The 24,884-nt window shown below is 51.1% G+C and carries 22 protein-coding genes; all 22 read right to left on the reverse strand.

Translation table 11 applies throughout. From position 1 onward, the window contains the following. Positions 1–44 precede the first annotated feature (44 nt). Complete coding sequence (gene murJ, locus AC50YL_RS14780) at positions 45–1,571, reverse strand: murein biosynthesis integral membrane protein MurJ (RefSeq protein WP_494832964.1); 1,527 nt, start codon at positions 1,569–1,571, stop codon at positions 45–47. Positions 1,572–1,587: 16 nt separating this feature from the next. Further along, positions 1,588–2,448 (reverse strand): glycosyltransferase family 2 protein, encoded by an 861-nt coding sequence (locus AC50YL_RS14785; RefSeq protein WP_494832965.1) that lies wholly within the window; start codon positions 2,446–2,448, stop codon positions 1,588–1,590. An 81-nt stretch (positions 2,449–2,529) separates the two neighbouring features. Continuing rightward, positions 2,530–2,910 (reverse strand): acyltransferase, encoded by a 381-nt coding sequence (locus AC50YL_RS14790; protein WP_161742245.1) that lies wholly within the window; start codon positions 2,908–2,910, stop codon positions 2,530–2,532. A gap of 320 nt (positions 2,911–3,230) precedes the next feature. Continuing rightward, the gene (locus AC50YL_RS14795; protein ID WP_494832966.1) at positions 3,231–5,024 is read right to left on the reverse strand and encodes a glycosyl hydrolase family 28-related protein; all 1,794 of its coding nucleotides are present in this window, start codon (positions 5,022–5,024) and stop codon (positions 3,231–3,233) included. Positions 5,025–5,056: 32 nt separating this feature from the next. After that, entirely contained in the window at positions 5,057–6,430 is a 1,374-nt protein-coding gene (locus tag AC50YL_RS14800) for a sugar phosphate nucleotidyltransferase (protein WP_494832967.1), read from the reverse strand. Positions 6,431–6,507: 77 nt separating this feature from the next. Beyond that, the gene (locus AC50YL_RS14805; protein WP_494832968.1) at positions 6,508–7,848 is read right to left on the reverse strand and encodes a UDP-glucose dehydrogenase family protein; all 1,341 of its coding nucleotides are present in this window, start codon (positions 7,846–7,848) and stop codon (positions 6,508–6,510) included. A gap of 80 nt (positions 7,849–7,928) precedes the next feature. Next, positions 7,929–8,876 carry a polysaccharide pyruvyl transferase family protein gene (locus AC50YL_RS14810; protein ID WP_494832969.1) on the reverse strand — a complete coding sequence of 316 codons (948 nt, stop codon included), beginning with the start codon at positions 8,874–8,876 and terminating at the stop codon, positions 7,929–7,931. 88 nt (positions 8,877–8,964) lie between these two features. Beyond that, positions 8,965–10,311, reverse strand: coding sequence for an oligosaccharide flippase family protein (locus AC50YL_RS14815; protein ID WP_494832970.1), 1,347 nt, complete (start codon positions 10,309–10,311; stop codon positions 8,965–8,967). Positions 10,312–10,342: 31 nt separating this feature from the next. Next, the gene (locus tag AC50YL_RS14820) at positions 10,343–11,230 is read right to left on the reverse strand and encodes a glycosyltransferase (RefSeq protein ID WP_494832971.1); all 888 of its coding nucleotides are present in this window, start codon (positions 11,228–11,230) and stop codon (positions 10,343–10,345) included. Continuing rightward, a complete protein-coding gene (locus AC50YL_RS14825) occupies positions 11,227–12,276 on the reverse strand; it encodes a glycosyltransferase family 4 protein (RefSeq protein ID WP_494832972.1) in 1,050 nt (349 codons plus the stop codon). Before AC50YL_RS14825 ends, AC50YL_RS14820 begins: the two co-directional genes overlap by 4 nt. Before the next feature lie 5 nt (positions 12,277–12,281). Then, complete coding sequence (locus AC50YL_RS14830) at positions 12,282–13,499, reverse strand: glycosyltransferase family 4 protein (protein WP_494832973.1); 1,218 nt, start codon at positions 13,497–13,499, stop codon at positions 12,282–12,284. Then, complete coding sequence (locus AC50YL_RS14835) at positions 13,496–14,551, reverse strand: O-antigen ligase family protein (protein ID WP_494832974.1); 1,056 nt, start codon at positions 14,549–14,551, stop codon at positions 13,496–13,498. Before AC50YL_RS14835 ends, AC50YL_RS14830 begins: the two co-directional genes overlap by 4 nt. 273 nt (positions 14,552–14,824) lie before the next feature. Beyond that, entirely contained in the window at positions 14,825–16,015 is a 1,191-nt protein-coding gene (locus AC50YL_RS14840; RefSeq protein ID WP_494832975.1) for a glycosyltransferase, read from the reverse strand. Between the two features lie 90 nt (positions 16,016–16,105). After that, positions 16,106–16,804 carry a sugar transferase gene (locus AC50YL_RS14845; RefSeq protein ID WP_494832976.1) on the reverse strand — a complete coding sequence of 233 codons (699 nt, stop codon included), beginning with the start codon at positions 16,802–16,804 and terminating at the stop codon, positions 16,106–16,108. An 11-nt stretch (positions 16,805–16,815) separates the two neighbouring features. Beyond that, positions 16,816–17,706 (reverse strand): UTP--glucose-1-phosphate uridylyltransferase GalU, encoded by an 891-nt coding sequence (gene galU, locus AC50YL_RS14850; protein WP_494832977.1) that lies wholly within the window; start codon positions 17,704–17,706, stop codon positions 16,816–16,818. A 55-nt stretch (positions 17,707–17,761) separates the two neighbouring features. Then, on the reverse strand, positions 17,762–18,361 hold the full coding sequence (locus tag AC50YL_RS14855; RefSeq protein WP_494832978.1) for a CpsD/CapB family tyrosine-protein kinase: 600 nt from the start codon (positions 18,359–18,361) through the stop codon (positions 17,762–17,764). 69 nt (positions 18,362–18,430) lie between these two features. Further along, positions 18,431–19,675, reverse strand: coding sequence for a glycosyltransferase family 4 protein (locus AC50YL_RS14860; protein ID WP_494832979.1), 1,245 nt, complete (start codon positions 19,673–19,675; stop codon positions 18,431–18,433). Then, complete coding sequence (locus AC50YL_RS14865; protein WP_494832980.1) at positions 19,676–20,245, reverse strand: putative colanic acid biosynthesis acetyltransferase; 570 nt, start codon at positions 20,243–20,245, stop codon at positions 19,676–19,678. Between the two features lie 31 nt (positions 20,246–20,276). Then, positions 20,277–21,290: a GDP-mannose 4,6-dehydratase gene (gmd, locus tag AC50YL_RS14870; RefSeq protein WP_494832981.1), complete on the reverse strand. Its 1,014-nt coding sequence runs from the start codon at positions 21,288–21,290 to the stop codon at positions 20,277–20,279. A 22-nt stretch (positions 21,291–21,312) separates the two neighbouring features. Next, positions 21,313–22,266 carry a GDP-L-fucose synthase family protein gene (locus AC50YL_RS14875; RefSeq protein WP_494832982.1) on the reverse strand — a complete coding sequence of 318 codons (954 nt, stop codon included), beginning with the start codon at positions 22,264–22,266 and terminating at the stop codon, positions 21,313–21,315. Positions 22,267–22,606: 340 nt separating this feature from the next. Further along, positions 22,607–23,353 carry a YveK family protein gene (locus AC50YL_RS14880; RefSeq protein ID WP_494832983.1) on the reverse strand — a complete coding sequence of 249 codons (747 nt, stop codon included), beginning with the start codon at positions 23,351–23,353 and terminating at the stop codon, positions 22,607–22,609. Positions 23,354–23,567: 214 nt separating this feature from the next. Continuing rightward, entirely contained in the window at positions 23,568–24,878 is a 1,311-nt protein-coding gene (locus AC50YL_RS14885; protein ID WP_494832984.1) for a hypothetical protein, read from the reverse strand. Positions 24,879–24,884: the final 6 nt, after the last annotated feature.

Raw genomic sequence — 24,884 nt, forward strand, 5'->3', positions numbered from 1 at the left:
AACATAAAACTTAATCGGGATGATGGCCAATTATGAGCGGCAATCTAGGATTCCGCCACGTTCGTAGAAAGTGACGGCTTTTCCTCGGACATTGCTGCTTTTCTATTAAGCAATCTTCGGACATGCCCTCGCACTTCACGATCAAACCCATACATAAGAACGCCGAATGACAGGAAATAGAGGACGCTGTAGGCCAGAAAACCGATGAATCCGGACTCCGGCAGCAGCGAGAGCCCTCCCCACGTAATGCCGCCGGCCAGGCATACGGGAGCGAACCGCCCGAACCGGATCGGAATCGGCAGCGACCCGCGCCTGCTCCCGGTGATGCCTCCCCACAAGACCACCGTCATGACAGCATTATAGATGAGCAGCGCCCATACCAGCGAATCGATTCCCAGCGCATGCAGCAGCTTAGCCGCCAGAACGTAAACGGTAATCGCCGCGATCAGCGCGACGGCCGTCAACATGTTTTTGCCAATGGCGTGCGCGGTTTTAAGCAGCACCTGGTTGACGCCTGCAAGCAATACGACGGGAGCGAACAACACCAGCAATTCCGAGAGCGTTCGGCTGTCTTTCTCGCCGAATTTGCCGTATTGGAAAAGCAGCGAGAAAAGCGAGCCGCGGAAGAGCAGCAAGTACAATTCAATGCAGATCAAGCTGACCAGGACGATCTTCAGCGTAAGCACGACGGTTTCGCTTAAACGTTCGCGCCGCTCTTCCTCTGCCTGCTTGATCATCATCGGATACGTGACGGTCAGTACCGAATTGATGAATAAAAGAATGGGCAAATTGGCGATTCTGCCCGCGTAGCTCAGCGCGGCAACCGCCCCGGCCTGAATGCTCGTTGCGAAAGAACGCTCGAAGATTTGCTGCAGTCCCGTCAACACGTACGTTGTCGTGCCCTTCGGCAATTCTTTCCAATAGGCGAGCGTTAACCCGAAATCGAACCGACCGAAGAACTTCCACGAAAAGGGCAGCAACAGCACGATTCGGATCACGTTAGCGCCTAGATAACTCCATGCCAATCCGTATATGCCCAGATGCGGAACAAAAATAAATGTCGATGCGATAAGGATGAAGTTATACAGCAGTCCATGGAGACCTGCCATATAGAAGCGGCCGTTCATATTGAGCGAAGCGGTTATAACCCCGAAGAAGACGGACGAAACCAGCGAACCGAGCATAATGCGTCCCATTTGCGTCAAAACGGACAAATCGCCATCCGTAAATCCCGGAGCGATGATACGGGCAATGAACGGGAATGCGACGAACAGAATGGCGCAAACCAAGATCAAGACCCCGCCAAGCAATACGAAAACCGTCCAGGCGAAGTCCTTTTTCTCCTGCGAAATGTGGTACTGGCGCATAAAAATATTCGCCGATGCCGTTCCCAAAACCGCGATGATGAATTCGGGCAGCAGCGTGCCTATGTAGAACATATCCGCCTCTATCGAGACGCCGTACAGCGAAGCGATCTGAATTTCCCGATAAAAGCCGAGCATGGATGAAAACAACCCGATGAGAAGGAGCCATGATGACTGCCTGGAAGCGGAGCTGTGCTTTGCGTTCATAAGCTCGCCCCGGCTCTCATTGGACTTTCGCTTCGGGCGCCTTGCCGGCAAGACTCGGAGAAACCGGCGATCTCGCGGATCTTCGTTTCAATTCCGAGATTTTGATCTCTACCTGCCAATAATAGACCGCCCTCGCGAATGCGAAATGAAATCCCTCTTTGCCGTCCAATAAACCGAGCTTAAAGACATAGGAATGCAGGAAGGCCGTTAACCATTTCAATGGCAGTTTATTGAATAGTTTCTTTTGCAATACTCGGATATACGGCTGAGACTCCTTCGGATTGTCGAGCAGTCCCTTGATTCGAACCGTCGCTTCCCAATCGGAGTAGCGGTTATGGCGGGCAAAATAATCGAAGATGCTGTCATGGTCGAAATGAAGCATCTTGCTTTGAAGCAGTTGCGCCTTTCCGGCGATTTCCGGCTGATAATGTCCTTCTACTTCCCACATGTTGCTTGCCCCTAAATCGTCGTAATCGAGAAACTTGCCATGATGGCGGTTGAACAGCACAAGCTTGTATACCTGATGTCCCCGCCGCAGCACCTTGTTCATGAACACGTAGTCGTAACCGACGAAATACCCCATGGCTTGCGGCCCTGCTTGGAATACCCGCATCATTTCCTGGGCAAGCTCCGGCCGGACTTCCTCGTCGGCGTCGACATAGAGCACCCAATCATTGCGAAACGGCAGGTTTTCCAAGCACCATTGTTTCTTCTTGGGGTACTTTCCGTTCCATTCGAACGGAACGACCACCGCTTTCAATTGTTCGGCGATAGCCGCCGTATTATCCGAACTGCCGGAGTCGACGACGAACACTTCGTCGAAAAGCTCAACGGAATGAATGCACTTGGCAATGTTCTTCTCTTCGTTCTTCGTCATGATAATAACCGATACAGGAATTCGTTTGGTGTTCAGATCAATCCCGCCTTCCGATTGTTTGCCTTTCAATGGGCAGCCGGTTTATTTGCTCCACTTTACATCCCGCTTCAGAATCCTTGCCGGGACGCCTCCTACGAGCGAAAAAGGGGGCACGTCACGGTTCACGAGCGAACCGGCCGCGATAATGGAACCTTGACCGATCGTGACGCCTTTCAAAATCGTAGACTTGCAGCCGACCCATACATGATCCTCAATGACCACAGGCCTTGCTAACGATATGCCGTTTATATGATGATAGTCGGTATCCATGATCGTCACATCCCAGGATATAGCGCAATGCTGCCCGATCGATACGCGTTCCCTGCACATGATTTCCGTCCGCCGGTTAATGAAAGTATGGTCTCCGATTTCAATCTTGGCGCCACGTTCTTCCAGATAAAAACCAACGTTCTGGTAGATCATGATATGGTTGCCTAAATTCAAGGTCGTCTGCGGTTGCCGGTTAACCTTTACTGATCCGCAAACGCGAAGCAGCTTACCGCAGCGATCCGCATGCCGATGAAAAACAACCCCCCTTAGAACGCGAAACCCAAAACGAAAGTAGGATGATGCGACAGTCATGACACTCCCATCCTCTCAATATTCGCGATACATTAAGTATCATCATTACCTCAATATTATGTTACAATTCGTATCATGTCAATACTCCCTCTTCTATCTACTAAAAAAACGCTTCCTATAGAGCTCCGCCCGGAGCAGCTATAAGAAGCGCTTTATAGCGATCAACCTAACTGATCATAGACCGATTTTGGCGTGAATGAAGCATAGGTCGCAGCAAAGGCATAAATTTGAACGCTGCCTTTCACCGAACCGAGTGCGCCGTATTTGATTTGCAGCGTTTTTCCGGTTGCCTGAAACGGAACGTAGAGATTCGCGACGTACAATTTTCGTTGGGCGGCACCGGTCAAATCAGGTAGTTTTACGTCGGCCGACCCGCCGATGGAAGCGGAGATCTTCAAATTCGGCGACCCACTCGTGACGTACACGAATGATATCGTAAGCTGCACGCCGTGAAGCAATCTCGTAATCGGTATGCTGTATCCGGCTAGCTTGTCTGCTCCGTTTGACGAGGAAAGCTTCGCTCCTGTCTCCTCGTATACGATTTCCGGCCTGTCATATCTCGGATACCCATTGACGGTTCCCCCGAATACCGTCCCCAACTGCTTGCCATCGATCTTGATCGCGGACTTGTTATGCACGATCAAATTCGACGGCAGTTCGGACAACTTTGCTTCCGAATTACAAGCAGCTTCGATGCTATAGTTGCTGCATCTCGCCATATCGATGACATACTGGGACAACTCTTGAAACGCCTTCTCTCCCTTGATCAAAATCGGCGAGTAATCGTTATCCTCCACGTACAAGAACGACTTCGTATATCCATTCTCCACGTCGTTCCCTTGAAATCGAAAATTGCAGTCCGCGATGCCCGCGCGCTTGGCCAGTACATACTTGGGACACGGCTCCCCATCGTGATCGCCGCTCGCGTTCTTCGAGAACGTATTGCCTGAAATGTTCACGTCGGTAAATTCCCCGTAGAGGATCATGAAGCTTTTGTTGAGATCTTTGTAATTTAACGAATCGCCGGCAGAGCTTAGCCCGCTCCCGCATCGGTTGAATTGATTGCCCGTAATCAAGATCTCTTTATTTCCCTGTTTGATCTCGAACGCCGCACCGCTGATGCGATCGAAATAATTGCCGCTGAAGAGCATTTGTTCGCAGCCATAGAGCGAAATCGCCGTCCCGCGGTCGATCCATTCGAATCGCGAATTAGTAACCTGGTTAGCTTTGGCCTGGGTAAGATCCATCGGCTTGGAACCGACGAAAACGCACCTATCCCACATGGAATCGAGAATACGTCCACTGAATAATGCATTCGATCGGTAGACGGTAAACGCACAATCAACAAACTTGAAATTATGGTAAGCCGCCGTTTGATCACTTGGCGCGTCCAACACGCTTGTAACGTCCTTGAAGCTGCAGGATTGGAACAGTGCGTACCGCGGACTGGACGGCTCGGCGATTCTGGCAAATTTGGAAAAACAGATTCCCGCAAAAAGAGCCCTGCTCATTTTCTTTCCGAAAAGTCCGTTCTTCCCCGTTCCGATAAGGACGGAGGCCCCTTTTTCAAAGTCGTCGTAATTGTCCTGTCTCCAATAGTTTTTGGTTAACGAGACGCCATGCATGCTCACGTTGTCCAAGTTGTCCAGCGTTCCCTTTACGAGGAAGCGGCCGCTCGGGATGACAAGCTTGTAGCCTTTGGCAACAGCATCGTTAATCGCCGATTGAAAAGACTGCGTATTGTCTTTGACGCCGTCTCCTACTGCACCGTAGTCCGTGACTAATCGGCTTTCTTTGTCCGCCATAACGGCCGCGGCAACATAATCTCCTTCTTCTTTGGGATTGCGGTTCAACAACGAAGGGAGTATGTTTCCCGTAGCCACGCCTACGCCGACCGCAGCCATGGAAATGAGCAGCTTCCTGCGGCTCATCATGAAACGATCATTGTCCGACATTTGTGCCATTCCTCCCTTTATGCAACTACCGATTAATTCCGGACCGCGCAAATTTTCAAAATTTCTTCCCATTCCGTGGTCAAACGTACGCAGTCTTCTTCTACGACCTCGGTGCCTGACTGCACCTCGATGATTTCCGTATTCGTCATCGCCCGCAAACTATGCTTGCCATAGGCCGGTATACGCAAGACGTCGCCGGTCCGAATAAAACGGATCTCGTTATCGAGCACGACTTGCGCTTCGCCCTCGATGACCGTCCATATTTCATCCCGATGCAGATGATACTGATAGCTCAGATTGCAGCCCGCATCTACCTGTATGCGTTTCGTCAGCACCTGCTTGCCGCTGTCGTACTTGATATAATCGATCACCCGATAGCGCCCCCAACGTCGTTCTTCGTACATGGGACGCTGCTCGTTATGCTTCATGACTTCCTTGATCCGCGGACTCGCCTCTTTGTCGGCGACAAGAATGCCGTCCGGACTAACCGCGACCACAATATTGCTGACGCCGAGGACGGTGACGGGGATGCCAAGCTCGTTAATAACATGCGTCCGGTCGCAATCGGAGGACACGATGCCGTTTCCGATTAACGCCGAGTCCATTTCCTCGGTCAGAGTATTCCACGTCCCCAAGTCTTTCCAATAGCCATCGTACGGCAAAACAACGACCCGTTCCGCTTTTTCCACGATCTCATAATCGAAGCTGATGCTCGGCAGCTTGTGGTACTGCTTCTGGAGCTCGTCGAACTGAATCGGATATCCCCGTTCAATGAGATGATTAATCAAGTAGCCCAATTTAAAAGCGAAAACCCCGCAGTTCCATAGCGCGGACTGTTCGATCAGTCTTTGCGCTCTCGACTCACGGGGTTTTTCTTCGAAATGGCTGACTTGCATATATCCAAACCGTTCCTCCTGTTGTTTCGGAACGATATAGCCGTACTTCTCGGAAGGATAGGTTGGCTGTACGCCGATAAGACCGATCTCGGCTTCCGAATCGCCGATAATCGTCTCCAGACGATGCAATTGTTCAAAGAAACGGTTCTCGACGTATGGATCGACGGGAAGCACCATCACGGTCTCATCCAAACCGATCTCCAATATCGAATACAAATATACGGCGGAAAGCGCGATAGCGGAAAACGTGTCCCGGCGTTCCGGTTCAATGACGATGTCGGCCTCATAGCCGAGTTGGGTTTGAATCATTTCTTTCTGGGACATGCCTGTCGCGATCAAGGTATCCTGTTGCAAGCCGACCAAGCCGAGTTGGGACCACACGCGTTGCACCATGGAAATCCGGTCACCGTTATCGTCTGACAGCACCTTAAGAAACTGCTTCGAACGAGACTCGTTCGATAATGGCCAGAGCCGTTTGCCGGATCCGCCGGAAAGAAGCACTAATTTCATATCCAACACTCCTTCAACCATTTTAATCGATTACGATTTGGACGCATTTTCGAGGCGTCCGCTATAACCTGACCGAATTAACCGTACAAGGCGGATATTTCTTCTTTGATCCCTTGGTTCAGTCGCGGGCGGCCGATGGAGTAATAAATGAACTTGGTCTCCGCCAAATCCTCTTCCTTGAAGACGTTCCGTCCGTCGATCAGGATCGGCTTGCGCAGCAACGACTGAAGCTCGACCAGGTCCGCGCGCACGAATTCATCCCATTCCGTCAAGAGGCAGAGCGCATCCGCGCCGGTCGCGGCCTGCAGCGCGTCATCGCACCACATCACGCCGTTTTCTCCGTACATGGATCGGAAGTTATGGGTCGCGATCGGATCATACGCTCTCACGTGGGCTCCGCTCTGGGTCAAATACAGAATGATCTCGTGTGCCGGCGATTCCCGAACGTCGTCGGTATTCGGCTTGAAGGCCAACCCCCAGACGGCGATGGTCTTCCCTTGCAGCTCCCCGTCGAAAATCGATTCCAGCTTGCGGATGACGTTCATTCGCTGATCTTGATTCACTTCGACGACAGCGCGCAGCAGCTTGAATTCGTAATCCACGTTCCCCGCGATCTGGATGAGCGCCCTCGTGTCCTTCGGAAAGCAGGAGCCGCCATAACCGATGCCGGCCTTCAGAAACGCGTGGCCGATCCGTTTGTCGTAACCCATGCCTTCCGCGACGCGGGTGACGTCGGCGCCGACCTTCTCGCAAATGTTCGCGATTTCATTGATGAACGAGATTTTCGTCGCGAGAAAGGCGTTGGATGCGTACTTCAGCATCTCCGCGCTGCGGATGTCCGTCACGATGATTTGATCCGTCAACGTTCGGTGCAGTTGAACGATCGTCTCGGCCGCCGTCTCGGAGTCGGCGCCGATGACGACGCGATCCGGATGCAGCGTATCCTGAACTGCTGACCCTTCCCGCAGAAACTCCGGCAGGGAAATGCTATGGAACTGTTCCGTCGTCCAACTCCGAATCAATTTGGCGACGCGTTCGTTCGTTCCGACGGGGACCGTGCTTTTCACGGCAATGATCTTGTACCCGTTCATCGCCTGGGCGATTTCGACGGCCGCTTGGTCGATGTAAGCGAGATTCGCCTCGCCGTTCGGGAGCGAGGGCGTGCCGACGGCGATGATGACGGTATCCGACTGTTCCACCGCATCGCGGAGGTCGCTCGTATAGCTAAGCCTGCCGGCAGCCGTATTTTTGGCCGAAAGCTCCTGCAGGCCGGGTTCGTAAATCGGGATACCCCCGTTTTGCAGGGTTGCGACCTTGGCCAGGTCTTTGTCGACGCAGATCACGCGATTGCCCAGCTCCGCGTAACAGATTCCCGATACGAGTCCGACGTAACCGGTGCCAATGACTGTGATGTTCATGATTTCAGCCCCCAAAGCGTTTTCGGAGAAAACGCAGCATCGTAAGCATAACCTTAGCGTTTTCGGTACCTATTTGATCTTCAACCTAATTTTTCATTCTTTTCCCCGGGCGAGCCGGCCAATAATCTTGCTGACGCGATGCCTTTGGTCCATGCGCTGTAATAGTTGCCGTTCTTGCCGTAAGAATTGTCCAGTAAGACGTTCGGCTTATCCATGAGGCATGACAAGATATGGCCGTGAAGCCGTGATGTTTGGACCGTATTATAATTGCCGAACCGGTTGACCGCCTTGTTTACGAGGTAGTCGGAGTACATTCCCCAGCACTTGCCCAACAAGAAATTGCCGCCGCCTATTTTCAGCATTTTGCGAAATAGGAGGATTCCTTTCTGCTCGGCTTTGTTGAACAACGTGGCCCAGTCCAAATAATCCCCTTGGCCCGAAGATTCAAATCGCTCCTGTTCAACCGTCTTCTCGATGTCGGTACGGAGAAAACAGAGCAGATCCTTCTCAGGCGTATACTTGCTATGGATTGGCCACAATTGATGGGCCATATCCGGCGACAAATACACATGGCACGTCTTAAACTTTGTTTGCGCGAGCTCTTGCGATAACGTGTCTCGAACATAGAGGTGCAGGTCCTTGTGTCGATTAAAGACTGCTGCCGTACGATCCAGTTCGGATTCGTTTTTATAGAAAATGGTCTGAGGCAAAATTACCACCCGGTTATCAGGATAGTCGTTTACGATCTTCTCGCGCAGTTGCTGATGCGTCGGATACAAGTCCCCGAAATTGCCGCCGCCGTTCAGAACGATGATTTTATCCTTCGGAATGGCCAATCCGCTCGGAAAATCCAATACGCTGTAGCGTGCCTGGACCTGTATGCGATTATCTTTGAAAAAAGTCTCGGTCCCTTTCATAATCAGCAGATCGCCGCCGTTACCGTACACGGGATAATCAATGTAATAGATTTTGGATTGAGGCGGGATCACGCTCACTATGTGCCGAAGCTTGTTTTTGAGTTCATCCATCGGATGCGCGAACTGTAAAGTAGTCATTTATCCGTCTCCTTCTTCTTAATAAAAGAGGCACGCTATGTCGATTCGATCGAATACCGCTTTAGGATGGCATGCTCCGGGAAAATCGCTTGAATAGGAATCGCAAATCGTTTTTGTCGTAAAGAATGTCGACGATTCTGACCTTGAAGACCAGCTTCATGGCCGCGATCGTAATGACAATCCGCGTGACGGCGCCGAGGAGCAGGGCGAAGGCGATGCCGTTCAAGCCGTAGAGCGGCGTAAAGACGAAAAACAGACCGATCGTAATGGCAAGCGCGACCGCCTGCCTCAGAACGACGAGTCCAGGACGGCCCATGGCGTTGAAAGACGAGGCGAGAATCCACGAGCCCCCGCCGACTATGCATTCCAAAGAGAGAATGTAGAACGCGTCGCCAGCCTCCAGAAATTGTGCGCCGAACAGAAGACCGAGCAAGAATCGCCCGACGATCATCCCCGGAATGACCGCTGCGCACATAAGCAGGAACGAAAGCCGGAACGCCCTTCCCACCGTTGCCAGAATCTTGTCCTTGTCCATGCCCGTGACCTTCGGGAAGATCACGTTCGAGATGGCCATCTGCACGACGTTGAATACGCGGGACAGCGTATAGATGACCGTGTACAGTCCGAAGTCCCTCGGACGCAGAAGAGCCAGAATAATGAGCTTATCGCACTGCGAGTAAAGCGTCCCGAGCAGTTCGACGCCGAACACCCTGCCGCCGTAACCGAACAGCGTACTGAATACCATTCGGTCCGTGAACGGCTTGAGCCAGTTGAAGTTCAAGTCTCGCCGCAATCTGTACAGCGACCAGACGATGACCATCAAGCTTGTCGCGAAGAACGCGAACGAGGCATATCGCAGGTTCAATTCGCCGATAGCCCATAACACCAGCAGTCCGACCAGATTGCTCAGCGGGACGTACAGCCGCAAGCCGTTGTACAGGTTGAATTTGCCCATGCTTTGCGTCAATGCCGCGAGCAAATTGACGGCGAGCAGCATCGGCAAGGTCAATACGGTATACCATCTCGCGATTTGGGCCACGGCATCGGGGTAATTCCCAAGCCAGACCGGAAGACAGAACCAAGCTACGATGCCGACGACAAGACTCACGGGAGCTTGGAACAAGAAACCTGCTCGAACATACTCGGTCGCTTTCGCCTCGTTCGTCCTCATGTTAAAGATGAGAGACGTCGGCAGCCCGAAGCTGACGAGCCCGGCCAGCAGCGTCGGCCAGAACAGAATGGCCGAGAATTCTCCCTTTCCTTCCACCCCGAATAACCGCGCAGTCACGATGGAAGTCAACGTGCCCAAAATCATGATCAGCAAGTTGGCTGCGCTGGTATGCAAAATCGCTTGAAAGGCTCCCTGACCGGTCAGCCTTTTTTGAATGGATTGCAGCAGCCTCTTCATCAGTTCGTCATCCTTACTCCGCATATTCTCATCACTGGTACATCCTCAGGACGCCTCTGATTTGCCCGTTATTGTACGAAATCTTGCTTATGTTTCGGAAACTTTTGCGCTTATCGTACAAAAATACAACCGTTAGCAGAGCAAATACCGGCAGCTTTACGAGCGATTTCAAGAAGATGCCCGCCTTTTTCTTCGATGAAACCGCGCTGCTGACCCCCTGCCAATAAATGCGCCGCAGCAGCCACTTCCGGCTGATTCTGCTGCGGGGAATTTTATGCAGCACCGAGGCATGCGGCGTGTAATAGACCGAATGCTTGGCGCGGATCCGGTCGATCAGCTCGGCCTCCTCGCTCGACAGCAAGTTGCTGCCCACTCTTCCGAGATCCTCCCGGAAAGGTTCGATCGAAGCGAAGAGCGATTTGCGGAAGGCCACATTCGCGCCGAACGGGATAGCCGGCTTGCGCATCTCCACGATCTCGTCCGCATAATCGAGGATCGTGTACAGCGTCCGATTTTCCGGAAGCAGCCACTGGGGCGCGCTTCCCTCCCAGGCGGGTACGATTTTCCCGCCCACGCAGCCGATGCGCGGATCGCCGTCGAATAAGGCAACGATGCCGCTAATCCAATCTTCGGATGCGACCGCATCGTCGTCGAGAAACAGCACGTATTCGCCCTTGGCTTCGCGAATGGCGCGGTTGCGGGCGACGGACAGCCCTAGCCGTTCTTCGTACAGATAAATGATCGGGATGTCGATCATGCCCTGGAAGTCGAGCACGACTTGCTTGGTGTGGTCGGTGGAACGGTTATCGACCACGATGACCTCGTAAGATTTATCAAAGCTTTGATGCAGCAGGCTTAGAAGCGCTTCGTTCAAATCCGCTGCCCGATTATGCGTGCAAATCGCTACGGTCGCTTTCATGCATTCACCTCAACCTGTTTCTTACCGGTATAGACCTGAATCATTTTGCTGGCGATCCGTCCCCAGTCCAGTTCCCCCAGCTTTGCCGCGATGCGCAGCTCCGTTTCCCTCGCGTCCATATCCATGGACTGCCGAAGCGCCTTGCGCAAGCCGTCCGGATCATCCGGATCGTACAAGATGCCGCAACCGTCGGAGACATATTCGCCGAGCGCGCCTAATCGCGGCGCAACGACCGGCTTCTTGTGGGAGAGCGCCAGAATCGCGCTTCCGGATGTCGTGATTTGTTTGTAAGGAAGCACGATCACGTTGGCCGCTTCCAGGAAATCCGCCAATTCCTGATCATCCACGAACTGCGGATTTACGCGGATCGAACCGTCATTCGCCCTATCGATGAAATCAAGACTGTACCCTTTATCGACATGCCCCGCGATGAGCAGCTCGCACGTTCCCGGCTTGAGCTTGAGCTCCGAATAGGCTTCGACGAGTTGATCGACTCCTTTGTAAGGATTGATCCGGCCGATGAACAGGAACAGAAAACTGTCCGGCGCAATGCCGAACCGCTTTCGGATATCCGTGCCTTTGCTGACGTAAGCATCCACGTAGTGCCCGTGCGGCGTCACCACGAGCTTGCTTGCCGGCACGCCGAACGTGTCGGCTACCTCGACTTTCACCGACTCGCTCAGCACGAACCCCTGGTGACACACGGTCAAGATGTACTTGCGCATTAGCCGGTCCCACCGCGTTTTGCCGTCATGCGGCCAAACGTTGTGAACCGTCCAGAACAGCCGTACGCCCAGGCATCTGTAATATAGGAGCAGCAGGGCGAAGAACAAGGATTTCACGATCGTCAATGCAAAGACGGACGCCGTGTAGGAGTTGCTCGGCCAATGCAAATGCACGATATCTCCCTTGCGGGGCTTGAACATCGCTGCGCGGTCGTAGTGCTCGACCCGCAGGCCGTTTCGCTCGATCGACCGGGTCAAGAGCTCGCTGTATTTGTTGTGCGGACTCGACTTGGGCCACATATAAACGGTCGGCTTGCCCATCGGCTTCACCTCCCGTTCGCGGCCGCAAGCGCGTAGGCATGCCTGCCGGTTTCCCTGATTCTTCCGTAAAGCTCCAGATGGTTTTCCAGCAGCGAGCCTTTGGTAAACCGGCCGCAATGCTTCAGGCAATGTTCTTGAATGAATCTCTTCTCGCCGCCCGTCTTGCCATGGAACGACGCGATTTTCTCCTTGATCGCATCCGCGCTCCCCGGCTTGAACAGGAATTCGTCCGGATTCCATACGGCATCCGGAATGCCTCCTACCGCCGAGGCGTAAACCGGGGTGCCGACTTGATAGGACTCGATGATCACCCGGCCGAACGGTTCTTCCCAGATCGATGGCACGAACGTCGCATCGACCTTCGCCATCAAGCCGCGCGCTTCCTTCGGCGTGACCTTGCCGGTGAAAACGAATCGGGCGTCGTCCCGGCAAAGCTCCGCGAGCTTCGCTCGATAGCCTCCGTCGCCGCAGATGGTAACCCGCTCCACCATTTCCTTCGGAAGGGATCGGACTGCCTCGATCAACTCGCGTACGCCTTTCTCCGCCTCGATTCTTCCAAAATAGCCGATGTGAAGCGGTTCGCGATCGAAATCCTTCTCCGCGCCGGCAATGTCTCCGTCAACGACGTTCGGAATGACAAGCTTGGTCGCGTTCGGGAACAGTCCTGCGTCCGTATGGCGCTTCAGGATATGCGAAGAGATACCGACGACCGCGGACACCCGCCGGCTGACGCCGAGCGAGCCCCATTGATACATTCGCGATAGCAGCGGATTCCCGATCGGGGAACTGACCGGCGAGAGCAGCGAATAATCCCGGAGCGTATGCACGATCGGTATGTCCGAATCCGCCGCCGTCCAGATCGCAGCTCCGAAACCGGATAAGTTCTGCGTGTGGATCAGATCCGGTCCAATTTGCGTTAGCAGCCTGCGCACGGCCCCGATCTGAAGCGGATTGTACAGGTCGATCAGTCTTCGGAACGTTTTTTTCAACGTCCCTGCGCCGTTTCCTTCGCCGATCCAGTACAGATTGTTATAGGGCATCCGGTGCACGGTTACCCCATTGACGACATCCGATGCGATTCCGGCGGCGCGCTTCTGTCCGCCGACCGTGAGCACATGGACTTCGGCCGACGCCGCGAGCGTTTCCGCTAGGATTTGCGTCGAGATTTCGGCGCCGCCGATAATATGCGGCGTGTAAAGGCTGTTCATGATGACGATTTTCATGCGATCTGTTTCATTCCTTTCGTGCTCAGCGTCTCCATTCCAGCTTCCCGCGCGGCCGGCATTTCATTAAAAAAACCGCTGCGGATGAACCCGATCAACAGCCAGAAGTTCACGAAGGAATAGGAATCGAAATTCATGACAAGCGAAAAGCAGAGGGCTAGCGCAAACTTCGCATACGGTGAACTTCCTTTGACGGCCGTACTCAGGAATCCGATAAACAGCATGAATCCGACCACCCCCTCTTCGGACAAGATCTTTGCGAACAAATTCCGGGAAGTGGCACTGTCCGGCATCACGTACGCAATGTCGTACACTTCTTTGAACTTGAGACCGTAGCTGAATTTCTCGAATAAAATCGCATTAAATTCGTAGAAATAATAGCCGCCGCCCAAGCCGAAGACGGGATGCCTTAAAAATTCGTAAACCCCGATAAGAGGAAACACGAAGCGTACGAAAACGGAATTGTCCGTTTGCAGCATCGTTTGGAAATCAAACTGAAATCGTTTCGCAAAATAACCGCTAATATGTAAAAAATCAATAAGGAACGGGATAAACACCGTAACGAACGCAACGGTGCCGCCCAGAATCAGGAGCATTCTCCCTCGGTTCTTGCTGGTCAGCACTATGTAAAAAATAAGGGCGATCAGAATGACGCTATAGGCGTATGCGGAGAAAGACAGCACCATCAACAGCGCGCTCATGATCAGCGGGATTCTCAGGCTGCGATAGCCGAGCCGAATCAAATAACTCATGATCAATCCGCCGGACAAGACGTGAATAGCCGCCCATGACGGTTCGCCGGACAGCAATTGAATGCGACGCAGGTAGACTTTTTCCGAAAACAAACCGGTTATCGACATCGAGAATCCCGATTTCACGATGAAAGAGTCGACCAACTGAAGGCATCCGATCGCGATCGGCGGAAGAAAGGCTATCCATAAGCTGATGGCCATCATTCGTCGAATCTGCGGGTCTTCCTTGCATAATTGGCCGATATATAGCGCCACCCGGTACATGGCCAAGCCGATCATCAAGGTGAAGATATGCTTCATTGAAGCTCCCAGACTCCCATAGCCCATGCATATCACAAGGGAATGGCAGATGCTGTACACGCAGAAGCCAATCAGAAAAAAGTCGCCTTTTCCGAATCGAAATTTTTCGAACAGCAGAAGGATCGACGCCAGGAACAAGGGGAACATCGCGACTGGCCGGTAAACCGAAAAATGAATGAAAGGCAAACTGTCGTAGGTGAGCACCGACAGCGAAAGCATAAACAAAAATACGATTGCACTCCGGATATGAAACACCTACTTTGTAAGCCTTCGTCAAGATAAGATCAGCTTAAGATTTTTCTTCGTCACCGAGCTGCTGAAATGACCAAGCACATAATGGACGGAGTTACGGGACAGCTTGTCGTTGACCTCGTCGTCGCTCAAGAGAAGAAGCACGTTGTTAACCATGTCTTCGTCCGTGGTGCAGATGAACAAATCCTCGTTGTGATTGGCATTGATGCCTTCGCTCCCAACCGGATTCGTCACCACGGGAACTCCCCACGACATCGCTTCGATGATTTTCGTTTTGATTCCCGTCCCGAACAGCAAAGGAGCGATCATGAGCGCGGAGTCGCTTACGTAACGTTCGACGTCATCCACCTCTCCGGTTACGAATACGTCCGGATATTTCTGTTCCAGCTGTTTGACTTCTTTCGTCGGGTTTTTTCCGACAATGTAAAACATCGCCCCCGGCATCTTGAGCTTCACTTCGTGCCAAATGTGCTCGCAAAAGTAAAATACCGCGGAGCTGTTATGGGGAATATCCATTTTCCCGACGAAAACCAGCTTATTACGGTCGTAATTGCGCCTCTGCTCCGTCTTCAGCAGATCGGGATCGAACTTCATCGGGATGCCATGGCAGGATCGATGGTTAACGGTCTGCCGAAAGCTGTCCGCTTCCTTCGGGGAAGTGAAGATGAGATGCTGGAAGCGGCCGGCCACTCTTTTCTCGTATGTGAGGAGCAGCCGGCTTTCGTACGCAATGAGCCATTTTTGCACGAACTTCAAGGAAGTCAGCCGTCTCAGAGATTGGGGAAGTTTGTTGGAAAATCCGCCGAACACGGACGGAATGTATTTGAACCATTGCAATTGCCGCTGATAACGCAACGAAAGCAGATCATCGTAACTTAATATTTTCTGATTCGGTCCGTTCGTCCAATACTCCGCGACGCGCACCATATCGTAAATAATAAATTCCGGCTGTTCTTGATCGATGATCGCTTTGATTTCCTTATGCGTTTTGCGATTATAAAAAACGGAAACCTGGAGCGGCCATCTTCTCAGCAGCAGGGTATGAAGCGCGATGTTATACAGCTTTTCGATTAGCCCCGGCGGTTTAAGCGGAACCAGCCTCGAAATTTGCGAGGACTGATGCTTTAAATATTTAGGGTCATCGATAAAGGATAGATTGATGATTTCACTTTCCGGGAATAGCTCTTTGATTTGCTGAATATACTGGCTCAATAAATTTTTTCTCCCGTCCGTCTTGGGGAAGGGAAGTCGATTAGTGATGAACACAATTTTTTTCATGTGGAAATCTCCGCCCCGGAAAGATCAATAAGCATCACTCGATCCTAAAAATACCTTAAAAGTTCTCAAGATGATTTTCAGGTCTCGTATGATGCTTCTCGTTCGAATGTACTTCAAGTCCAGTTCGACCATTTCTTCAAAGCTCAGCTGGTTGCGTCCGCTTACTTGCCATAAACCCGTGCAGCCTGGCGTCACCATCAACCGTTGCCGATCATATGAAGTGTACAAATTGACTTCCCGGGGCAGCGCGGGCCTTGGTCCCACGAGACTCATTTCCCCCCGGAGAACGTTAATGAGCTGAGGCAGCTCGTCTATGCTCGTTTTTCGAATGATTTTGCCGATCCTCGTAATCCGGGGATCTTTTTTCATTTTAAACATGTTACCGGAAATTTCGTTCTTGCTCAGCAAGTCGTTCAACAATGCCTCCGCATTGGAAACCATCGAACGGAACTTGATCATCATGAATACCTGACCGTTCTTTCCCACCCGCTTCTGCTTGAAAAACACCGGCCCCTTCGGATCTTCGATCTTGATGATCACGCCGAGCAAGATAAACAATGGCGAGAGAATCATAAGACCCGTCAATGAAAGCAAGATATCCATCAAGCGTTTGGTAACCGTATAGAAGTTCGGCTGCTCGACTTGCTTCGCCGTGCCCATTCGATCATAGAATGCTGTGTGTTCCAGACCTTCGGTTTCCGGCGTCATATTGGTTAGACTCATCTCTCTATCCCCTATCCTATTGCATTGGTAATGCGTTCACGATTCAGCACGTCTTTCAGTGCATTCAACAATGGTTCGCGAAGCTCGCCGTTATTCAGGGCAAAATCAAGCGTAGTCAATATAAAGCCTAGCTTTTCTCCCACGTCGTATCGGGTTCCCCGGAACTGGTAGGCATACATGTGCTGAATTTTGTTCAGCTTTCGCATGGCATCGGTCAGTTGTATTTCTCCGCCGGCACCCGGTTCGAACAAGCTCAGAAAATCAAAGATTGCCGGCGTAAGAACGTAACGACCCATGATGGCCAAATTCGAAGGCGCTTCTCCAAGCGGCGGTTTTTCGACAAGGTCGTTGATTTGAAACAATTCCGCTCCGATTCGCGTGCCCTCGATAATGCCGTATCGCTGCGTTTCTTCCTCGGATACGACCTGAACGCCGATAATGGACGATCCGGTTTGATCATAGCGCTGTATTAATTGTTTCAGGCAAGGCGTGTCGCCGACTACGATGTCATCTCCCAAGAGTACGGCAAACGGTTCATCCCCAATGAATTTTCGGGCACACCATATCGCGTGTCCAAGTCCCTTGGCCTCTTTCTGCCTGATATAATGAATCTCTACTTTCGAGGAACGCTGCACTTCTTTCAGAAGCTCCAGCTTTCCTTTCTCATAAAGATTGTGCTCTAGTTCGAATGCGGAATCGAAATGATCTTCGATCGCTCGCTTCCCTTTCCCCGTCACGATGATAATGTCTTCGATTCCGGATTCGATCGCTTCTTCCACGATGTACTGAATCGTCGGCTTGTCGATAATCGGGAGCATTTCCTTAGGCATAGCCTTTGTTGCTGGAAGAAACCGTGTGCCTAAGCCAGCTGCGGGGATAATTGCTTTCTTCACTTTTTTCATCTCTTCCACTCTCCAATCCATTGAATAACTTGCTTATCTGTTTAGGCATGATTGACTATTGATTAAGCACGACTCCCAGCACGTGCGCTTTGACATGGTTCAGGCCGTTCTTGATTTTAAGCGCATCCCTGCGGCCGACCTTGCCGGAATCAATAACAAGCAGTACCCCGTCGCATCTAGAGGCGACAATGTAAGGATCCGATAGCGTTGCAGCTGGGGCAATCAAAATCATAAGATCGAAATAGCGGCGCAGCTCCTCGATCGTCATCGACAATTTGGGAGAGGACAACAATTCCGAAGGGTTGGATGGTATGGGCCCGGACGGCAGCACGTAAAGCATATCGATATGGGTCGGCTGAATGCTTTCTACCGCCTCGCCGCTCTCGCCGAGCACCGTTGCCAATCCTGTCGCATTGTTTACGGCAAATACGGTCTGCAGCCTGGGGTTTCGCAAATCGGCATCGATAATAAGCACCTTTTTGTTCGTCTGCGCAAACGCGATGGCTAGATTAATCGCGGTTACCGCTTTGGCGTCGCCGTTCTGTGCCGAAGTGAACATGATGACCTTGTGATTCTCGCTGACGGATGAATACTCTAAATTCGTCCGGAGCGTCCGGTATGCCTCACAGACGGAAGCCTGTGGATTGGTGTCCATTACGATTTGCTTTTTTAATCGTCTGGTATCGCTCGGCATCCTCTTACACCTGCCCTATATTTCTGGTTTTTAAAGACTTTGCAGCAAATAGCGGTATTTTTCCAATGAGATCTCCTTCTTCAGATTGCTTTCCAGATAGCTTCTGCCCTGGAGACCGGCGGCCTGAAGATGATGCTCGCCCATGTTGTAAAGCATCATGATCGCAGCATAAATGCCGTCGTAGTCCCTTGGCTCCACCACGACGCCGGAATTGCTGTCCACGATCAAACGGCAAGCTTCGCTGCCGGATTCAAGAACGCCCAGAATCGGCTTTCCGGATGCCATGACGCCATAAATCTTGCTTGGCACCGAAACCCCTTTGATGCCTTTCTGATTGACGACCAGATGGACATCCGCGGCATTGAGGGAATATTTAATGTATTCCTTGGGCTGAAACGGCAAAAACAAAACATTACCGATCTGCTCACGCGATACGAATTGCTTCATTCTGTCTTTGACGGCTCCGTCTCCGATAAAGACAAAAGCAATGTCGGGATGGTCTTTGAATCGCGATGTTAATTGGATAATATTTTCCAAGTCGTAGTAGAGTCCGAGATTGCCGGAGTACATGATGATAAATTTGCCTATCAAATTGTTTGCCTCCAAGAAACGTTCCACGTTGGGATGCTCCTTCGATAACGGCACAATCTCGTTTTCTTCGGCCCAGTTGTTGATTACGGTGTTGCTCGGAATTTTTCCGTTTCGGCCAGAAAACCGATTCGTCAACGTTTCTTGCATGTCGCGGCCGACCGTCACGATATGGTCCGCCATTTTGCAGTTCCAATTATCGATCCATTTGGCCACCCGGAAGACCCAGCTTTGTTTCAGAAAGCTGACTGCTTCCGCCTGCTCGGGATTAAAATCCTGGATGTTGTAAACATGCTTCGCGCGTTTAAATACTTTGCCAAGCGTTCCGATCAGTCCGCCGATAATCGGAGGCGACGAAATCGTATAAATGATATTCGTACGGCGTTGGCGAAGCACGACAAACAAAGCCAGCAGGAAATACGTGCTGATATATTTCATTCTGCTGAATTTATTGGTTTTATCTACGGCAGGCATCCGGATCCGTATGATTTGGACGCCTTCGAGCATGTCTTTGGTAAATAGCTTCGTGCGCTTCTCAAGACCGTCCTCAACGTTATCCGGCTGGGCCGCTATGACCGTAATATCGAATTCATTTTGCAAATGAAGGCATAACGTAGTCATGAGTTGTCCGGTTGAGGCGAAATCAGGGTAGAAGTAGTTAATGACAAAAACGATTCTCCTCTTCATTCACACGTACTCCTCATTGTCAGAAAATCTCATTTTTTGAAACTTGGCCGGTGTACCGGCATAGACCTGACCGGCGGGAATATCCTTCGTGACCGTACTTCTCGCCGCTGCGACGCCCATCTCATGGATCGTAACGCCGGGGTAGATGAAGACGTCGCTTGCAACCCAGGCCCCGTCCTTCACCGCGATCGGTTTGGTAATCAAACCAAAATTCGGATCCTGGAGAGAATGGGACCCTGTGCACAGATAGCTGCGCTGCGATATGACGCAGTGATTTCCGATATGAATGTAATCCAAGCTGTATAGTTCGCATTCATCGCCGATCCAGGCGTGGGCGCCGATCTTTAGCTTCCATGGATAGGTGATTTTAGCGGTCGGTCGGATTTGAACGCCTTCGCCGATTTCCGTGCCGAACAATCGCAGCAGAAATCGGCGCCACGCATACATCGGCTGAAGGGAATAACGAAAGAGCGAGCCTTGGACAAGCCACCACAAGACGACCACCGCATTGCTGCGTCCTCTGGCAAACCAGCTCTGATCATACCTGTCTAACCGTATCCGATTTTCCATTCCTCACAGCTCCTTATATCATTGACGCAGGTTAAATCAATTGCCCGACTTCCTGGTCGCTCGTAAGCGCCTTATGATAGCTGATTTCGGCCCGCACGCGTTTGATATCTTCCGCCACCATCATGTGAACGAGCTCGCTGAAGCTTACTTCCTGCTTCCATCCGAGTTTTTGCTTCGCTTTGGAACAGTCCCCGATCAAGAGATCCACTTCGGCCGGACGGACGAATTTGGAATCCAAGACGACATAATCCCGGTAATCCAATCCAACGAACGAAAACGCGGTTTCGAGAAACTCCTTGACGGAATGCGTTTCTTCCGTTGAAATCACGTAATCGTCCGGTTCTTCCTGTTGAAGCATCAGCCACATGGCTTTTATATAATCTCCGGCATATCCCCAATCCCGCAGCGCGTCGATATTTCCCAATCGAAGCTCTGTTTGAAGGCCGAGCTTTATCCGGGCTACGCCATCCGTAATTTTGCGGGTTACGAACTCCAGTCCCCTCCGCGGAGACTCGTGATTGAAGAGAATGCCCGAGCAGGCGTACATGCCGAAGCTTTCGCGATAGTTGACCGTGATCCAGTGCCCGTAGACTTTGGCGACCCCGTAAGGGCTCCGAGGATAGAACGGCGTCGTTTCCTTTTGAGGCACTTCCAGCACCTTGCCGAACATTTCGCTGCTGGAGGCTTGATAAAATCTCGCATCCGGTTTTGCGATACGAACGGCTTCCAGCATGTTGGTCACGCAAAGGGCCGTGATATGCCCCGTCGTAATCGGCTGCGGCCACGATGCCGCGACATAGGATTGGGCGGCAAGGTTATAGACCTCGTCAGGATCGGATAGGCGGACGGCTTCAATCAGCGAAGCAAGGTCCGTCAAATCGCCGGAAACCCATTCAATCCGGTCTCTGATCTTAATCGCATTCTCGTAATTCGGCGTGCTCGTACGACGACGGAGACCAAACACCTTATAACCTTTCTCCAACAAAAACTCTGCCAAGTACGATCCGTCTTGGCCGGTTACGCCTGTAATTAATGCTCTCTTCATCGTATCCCCTCCTGAGAACTTCCTATTGAATGACAACGGATCTTAAATTCGCTTCGGCTTCCAGAAACCAACGGTAGGTTTGAGCGAGACCTTGGTGCAGATCGATCTTGGACTTCCAGCCCAAGCCGTTCAATTTGGTGACGTCGACCAACTTGCGCGGCGTCCCGTCCGGTTTCGACGTATCAAAAATAAGGTCGCCTTCGAATCCAACCAGCCCTTTGAGCAGCAGCGCAAGCTCCCGAATCGAGATATCCTCTCCGACGCCGATATTGACGATTTCATTTTCGCTGTAATTTTTCATCAGAAACAAACAAGCATCCGCCAGGTCATCCGCATGCATGAACTCCCTGCGCGGCATACCTGTCCCCCAAATTTCGACAGCCGGGAGACCATTTTTTTTGGCTTCGTGGAACTTCCGCATCAAGGCGGGCAATACATGCGAATGCGCCAGTTCGAAGTTATCGTTCGGGCCGTACAAATTTGTCGGCATGACCGAAATATAGTTTGTTCCGTATTGCCTGTTGTAGGATTTGCACATTGTAATGCCCGCGATTTTCGCGATTGCGTATGGCTCGTTCGTCGGTTCCAGTTCGCCGGTCAGCAGATCCGTTTCTTTCATGGGCTGCGGAGCGAATTTCGGATAGATGCACGTGCTCCCCAGGAATAAAAGTTTACCGACGCCGGTTAAATACGAAGCATCGATAACATTGGTCTGGATGCGCAAATTATCGCGGATAAACGTTGCCGGTTGTTCGTTGTTGGCGATAATGCCGCCTACTTTGGCCGCCGCCAAAAATACGCAATCAATGGATTCTTGTTTGAAAAAGTCCAGCGTGGCTTCGAAATCCCTCAAATCGAGCTCCGAAGACGTTCGCACCACGAGATTGTCGTATCCTTCAGCCCTCAATTTGCGAACGATTGCCGACCCGGCGAGCCCTCTATGCCCGGCCACGTAAATTTTCGCGTCTTTATCCAAGGTTTCACACCGTCCCTCAAATTAATCTCATGTGCTCGCAGGCATTTATACTCGAATGACTGGTTTTGGAGAATGCATCTACAAGGCTTCCGAATCGTAAGTACATCAGCTTGCGTGTAACGTTACCGTTCCAACGCAATTGTTTTGGCAAGCACGGCAAAACAATCAAGTTGGAACAAGCTTCGAATAAAAAGGGCATCTAACCCGTCCTCACATCACACCATCGACGATGAACGTCTAAGGTTCGCAAACCCACAGCGTGACCGAGTGCCTACAGTTATAAAGGTACAGTAGGCATTACCTGAACGTTCTATTTGCATGCTGCCCGCTATGAAAACCGTTATTGATTGACCGTTGCCACTGGCGCTTCGTTAATCGGCCGATTTCTATTATTATCCCGCGGCGATTTGTAGTCGCGGTTTTTGGCTTTGGCTACGGCAGCGAAGGTCGTTAGGCCAAGCGTATCCATGACGTCTCTTTCGGTCTTCACCGTGTCATCCAAGTAATGCAGGATAAATACAATACCGGTAAGGGCAATCAGCGATACGATGAAAGCCAGAAACGTATTTTTCACGGGGTTGGGCGTTACGGGCGCGGCTTTATCGGCGGGGTTGGCGTCGCTCAATATAATGACGTTATCCACCTTGTAAATCGAGACGATTTCGGATTGAAAGACGATCGATATGGCATTTGCAATATCGGCAGCCCGTTTATAGGTTTGATCCCTAACGCTGATCGTCATCACTTGCGTATCGTTGACGGAGCTAACGGTGAAGTTGCTGAGAAGTTGATCGGAATTGATATGAAGCTCCGGATACTGGGTGACAACCTTATCCATAATCGCCCTGGTCTTCATGATTTCCTTATATGTATTGATAAGCCTGATGTTGGTATTGACTTCGTTGATGTCGAGCTTGTAATCTTCCAGCGGCGTCGAACGGTTGACGATCAGCTTAACGTTGGCCTGATATTCGTTCGGCAGCTTCATGTAGCTGATGTACGCGGTAAATGCGCCTACTAGAATGCTGCAAGCCAGAATAAGGTAAATCCTTCGTTTGACAATTTTGATGTACTCTTTAAACTCCATTGCCAACCTCCGTGAACCTAATTTTCAGAAAACTTTCAGGTGTTTTTCAAAAAAAACAATAAGAATGCCGTTTTCATCCAGAAGCCGCAGGTTTTATTCAACTTGCTAGAGAAGCGCTCTCGATTGATACAAATCGTATCACTGCTTCTAGTCCTAATTTATGATACATTCTGTAACTTGTCAAGTGGATTTTAGCAAAATACTACAAAACGTATCAAGAAAGCGCTGTTTTTTCCATGCTCTTCCGCGCGGCTAGTTTTGCGGCTTTTTCAGCCTCAAGATTCATTCTCGTCAGGCATACCAGCGTCAAAATAAGTCCGTACGGAAGCGCCTTATAGCTGACTTGAAAAAACATGCCTATTATCAAAGGGACTGCGGAGCCGAATAGAATCGGAAGCTTTTCTATCGTTATCGAACCGAAAAAATTGCGTAACAGCCAGATCATGTATATGCACATGATGAGCAGCCCGATTAATCCGCCTTTCAGAAGAAAATACGTGATCAGGGAATGCGTATAGGAAACCGCCACATAGTTGACAGCGGGATCATGAAACAGTCCTCCCCAGCCTAAGCCGAATAACAAGGAATCCGGGCTATTGGCCAACTCGTGAAAAACCGCATACAGCTCATCGAATTTGCCGTTGGCTCCGAATGCCTCTTGCTTGGCTTCCAGCAGCGCAATCGAACCTTGGATTTGACTAAACCCTATCCAAACGGCTACGAGCAGCATGACGACCGCCATCAAAAACTTCTTGAACGACTTAAAGGCATAACAGACGATATAGAGAAGAAAGCATAGGCACGCCAAACCGAGAGGAGCTCTTTGTGCGACCGCCATTAAAGAACCGAGCGCGATGCCTCCTCCGATGATCATCATTAGACTTGCTGCCATTCGTCGCATATTGCCCCACGTAAAGGTATGAAACGCCATTAGGGGCAGAAAAATACCGGCGAAGGCCACGCTTGGATCATACGGAATATAGAGCAGATTATCCTGGTAATAACTCTTTCCTATATCCAATATCGAGATGCCCGTTATATGGTAAAAACGAAGGGATAGTATCACGCCAATGCCAGCAATCAACCACGGCAGCAATTTTGCCCATTCGGCTTTTGCCTTCGACATGACCGGCAGAAGAAAAACCGGCATGAACAAGTACAGGCAAGGGACAATATCGCGTATGACGTCTCTTATTGCCCAATGCTTCAGCAACACGCCATTCATCAAGTTCCACCATAGGAAAAAGAAGAATGTGATATGAATTGCAATGGGGATCACGCCGTATCTTCGAAGGAGTCTAAATCCTCCCCCGGCTGCCAATAGACAGACAGGGATGCTGATCGAGACGGCCAGCAAACAAGCGATTACGACTTCGATGAGGCCGGGGCTTTGCGGAAATGGCGTACTGAGGACCGCGTAGATCAACAACGCAGCTGCAAACGATACGGCGGGCTTATAAAAAGAATGAGCAGTGGACATGACTCTCGGCTTCGCGTATAGTTTTCTGGAATTTACAGCTTCCATTTCATT

It is taken from the genome of Paenibacillus sp. J22P277, from assembly GCF_059383675.1.

Excerpts from the sequence above, each read along its gene's own strand:
- murJ (WP_494832964.1), bottom strand. The coding sequence starts at position 1,571 with ATGAACGCAAAGCACAGCTCCGCTTCCAGGCAGTCATCATGGCTCCTT.
- AC50YL_RS14785 (WP_494832965.1), bottom strand. The coding sequence starts at position 2,448 with ATGACGAAGAACGAAGAGAAGAACATTGCCAAGTGCATTCATTCCGTT.
- AC50YL_RS14790 (WP_161742245.1), bottom strand. The coding sequence starts at position 2,910 with ATGATCTACCAGAACGTTGGTTTTTATCTGGAAGAACGTGGCGCCAAG.
- AC50YL_RS14795 (WP_494832966.1), bottom strand. The coding sequence starts at position 5,024 with ATGTCGGACAATGATCGTTTCATGATGAGCCGCAGGAAGCTGCTCATT.
- AC50YL_RS14800 (WP_494832967.1), bottom strand. The coding sequence starts at position 6,430 with ATGAAATTAGTGCTTCTTTCCGGCGGATCCGGCAAACGGCTCTGGCCA.
- AC50YL_RS14805 (WP_494832968.1), bottom strand. The coding sequence starts at position 7,848 with ATGAACATCACAGTCATTGGCACCGGTTACGTCGGACTCGTATCGGGA.
- AC50YL_RS14810 (WP_494832969.1), bottom strand. The coding sequence starts at position 8,876 with ATGGATGAACTCAAAAACAAGCTTCGGCACATAGTGAGCGTGATCCCG.
- AC50YL_RS14815 (WP_494832970.1), bottom strand. The coding sequence starts at position 10,311 with ATGAAGAGGCTGCTGCAATCCATTCAAAAAAGGCTGACCGGTCAGGGA.
- AC50YL_RS14820 (WP_494832971.1), bottom strand. The coding sequence starts at position 11,230 with ATGAAAGCGACCGTAGCGATTTGCACGCATAATCGGGCAGCGGATTTG.
- AC50YL_RS14825 (WP_494832972.1), bottom strand. The coding sequence starts at position 12,276 with ATGGGCAAGCCGACCGTTTATATGTGGCCCAAGTCGAGTCCGCACAAC.
- AC50YL_RS14830 (WP_494832973.1), bottom strand. The coding sequence starts at position 13,499 with ATGAAAATCGTCATCATGAACAGCCTTTACACGCCGCATATTATCGGC.
- AC50YL_RS14835 (WP_494832974.1), bottom strand. The coding sequence starts at position 14,551 with ATGAAGCATATCTTCACCTTGATGATCGGCTTGGCCATGTACCGGGTG.
- AC50YL_RS14845 (WP_494832976.1), bottom strand. The coding sequence starts at position 16,804 with ATGAGTCTAACCAATATGACGCCGGAAACCGAAGGTCTGGAACACACA.
- galU (WP_494832977.1), bottom strand. The coding sequence starts at position 17,706 with ATGAAAAAAGTGAAGAAAGCAATTATCCCCGCAGCTGGCTTAGGCACA.
- AC50YL_RS14855 (WP_494832978.1), bottom strand. The coding sequence starts at position 18,361 with ATGGACACCAATCCACAGGCTTCCGTCTGTGAGGCATACCGGACGCTC.
- AC50YL_RS14860 (WP_494832979.1), bottom strand. The coding sequence starts at position 19,675 with ATGAAGAGGAGAATCGTTTTTGTCATTAACTACTTCTACCCTGATTTC.
- AC50YL_RS14865 (WP_494832980.1), bottom strand. The coding sequence starts at position 20,245 with ATGGAAAATCGGATACGGTTAGACAGGTATGATCAGAGCTGGTTTGCC.
- gmd (WP_494832981.1), bottom strand. The coding sequence starts at position 21,290 with ATGAAGAGAGCATTAATTACAGGCGTAACCGGCCAAGACGGATCGTAC.
- AC50YL_RS14880 (WP_494832983.1), bottom strand. The coding sequence starts at position 23,353 with ATGGAGTTTAAAGAGTACATCAAAATTGTCAAACGAAGGATTTACCTT.
- AC50YL_RS14885 (WP_494832984.1), bottom strand. The coding sequence starts at position 24,878 with ATGGAAGCTGTAAATTCCAGAAAACTATACGCGAAGCCGAGAGTCATG.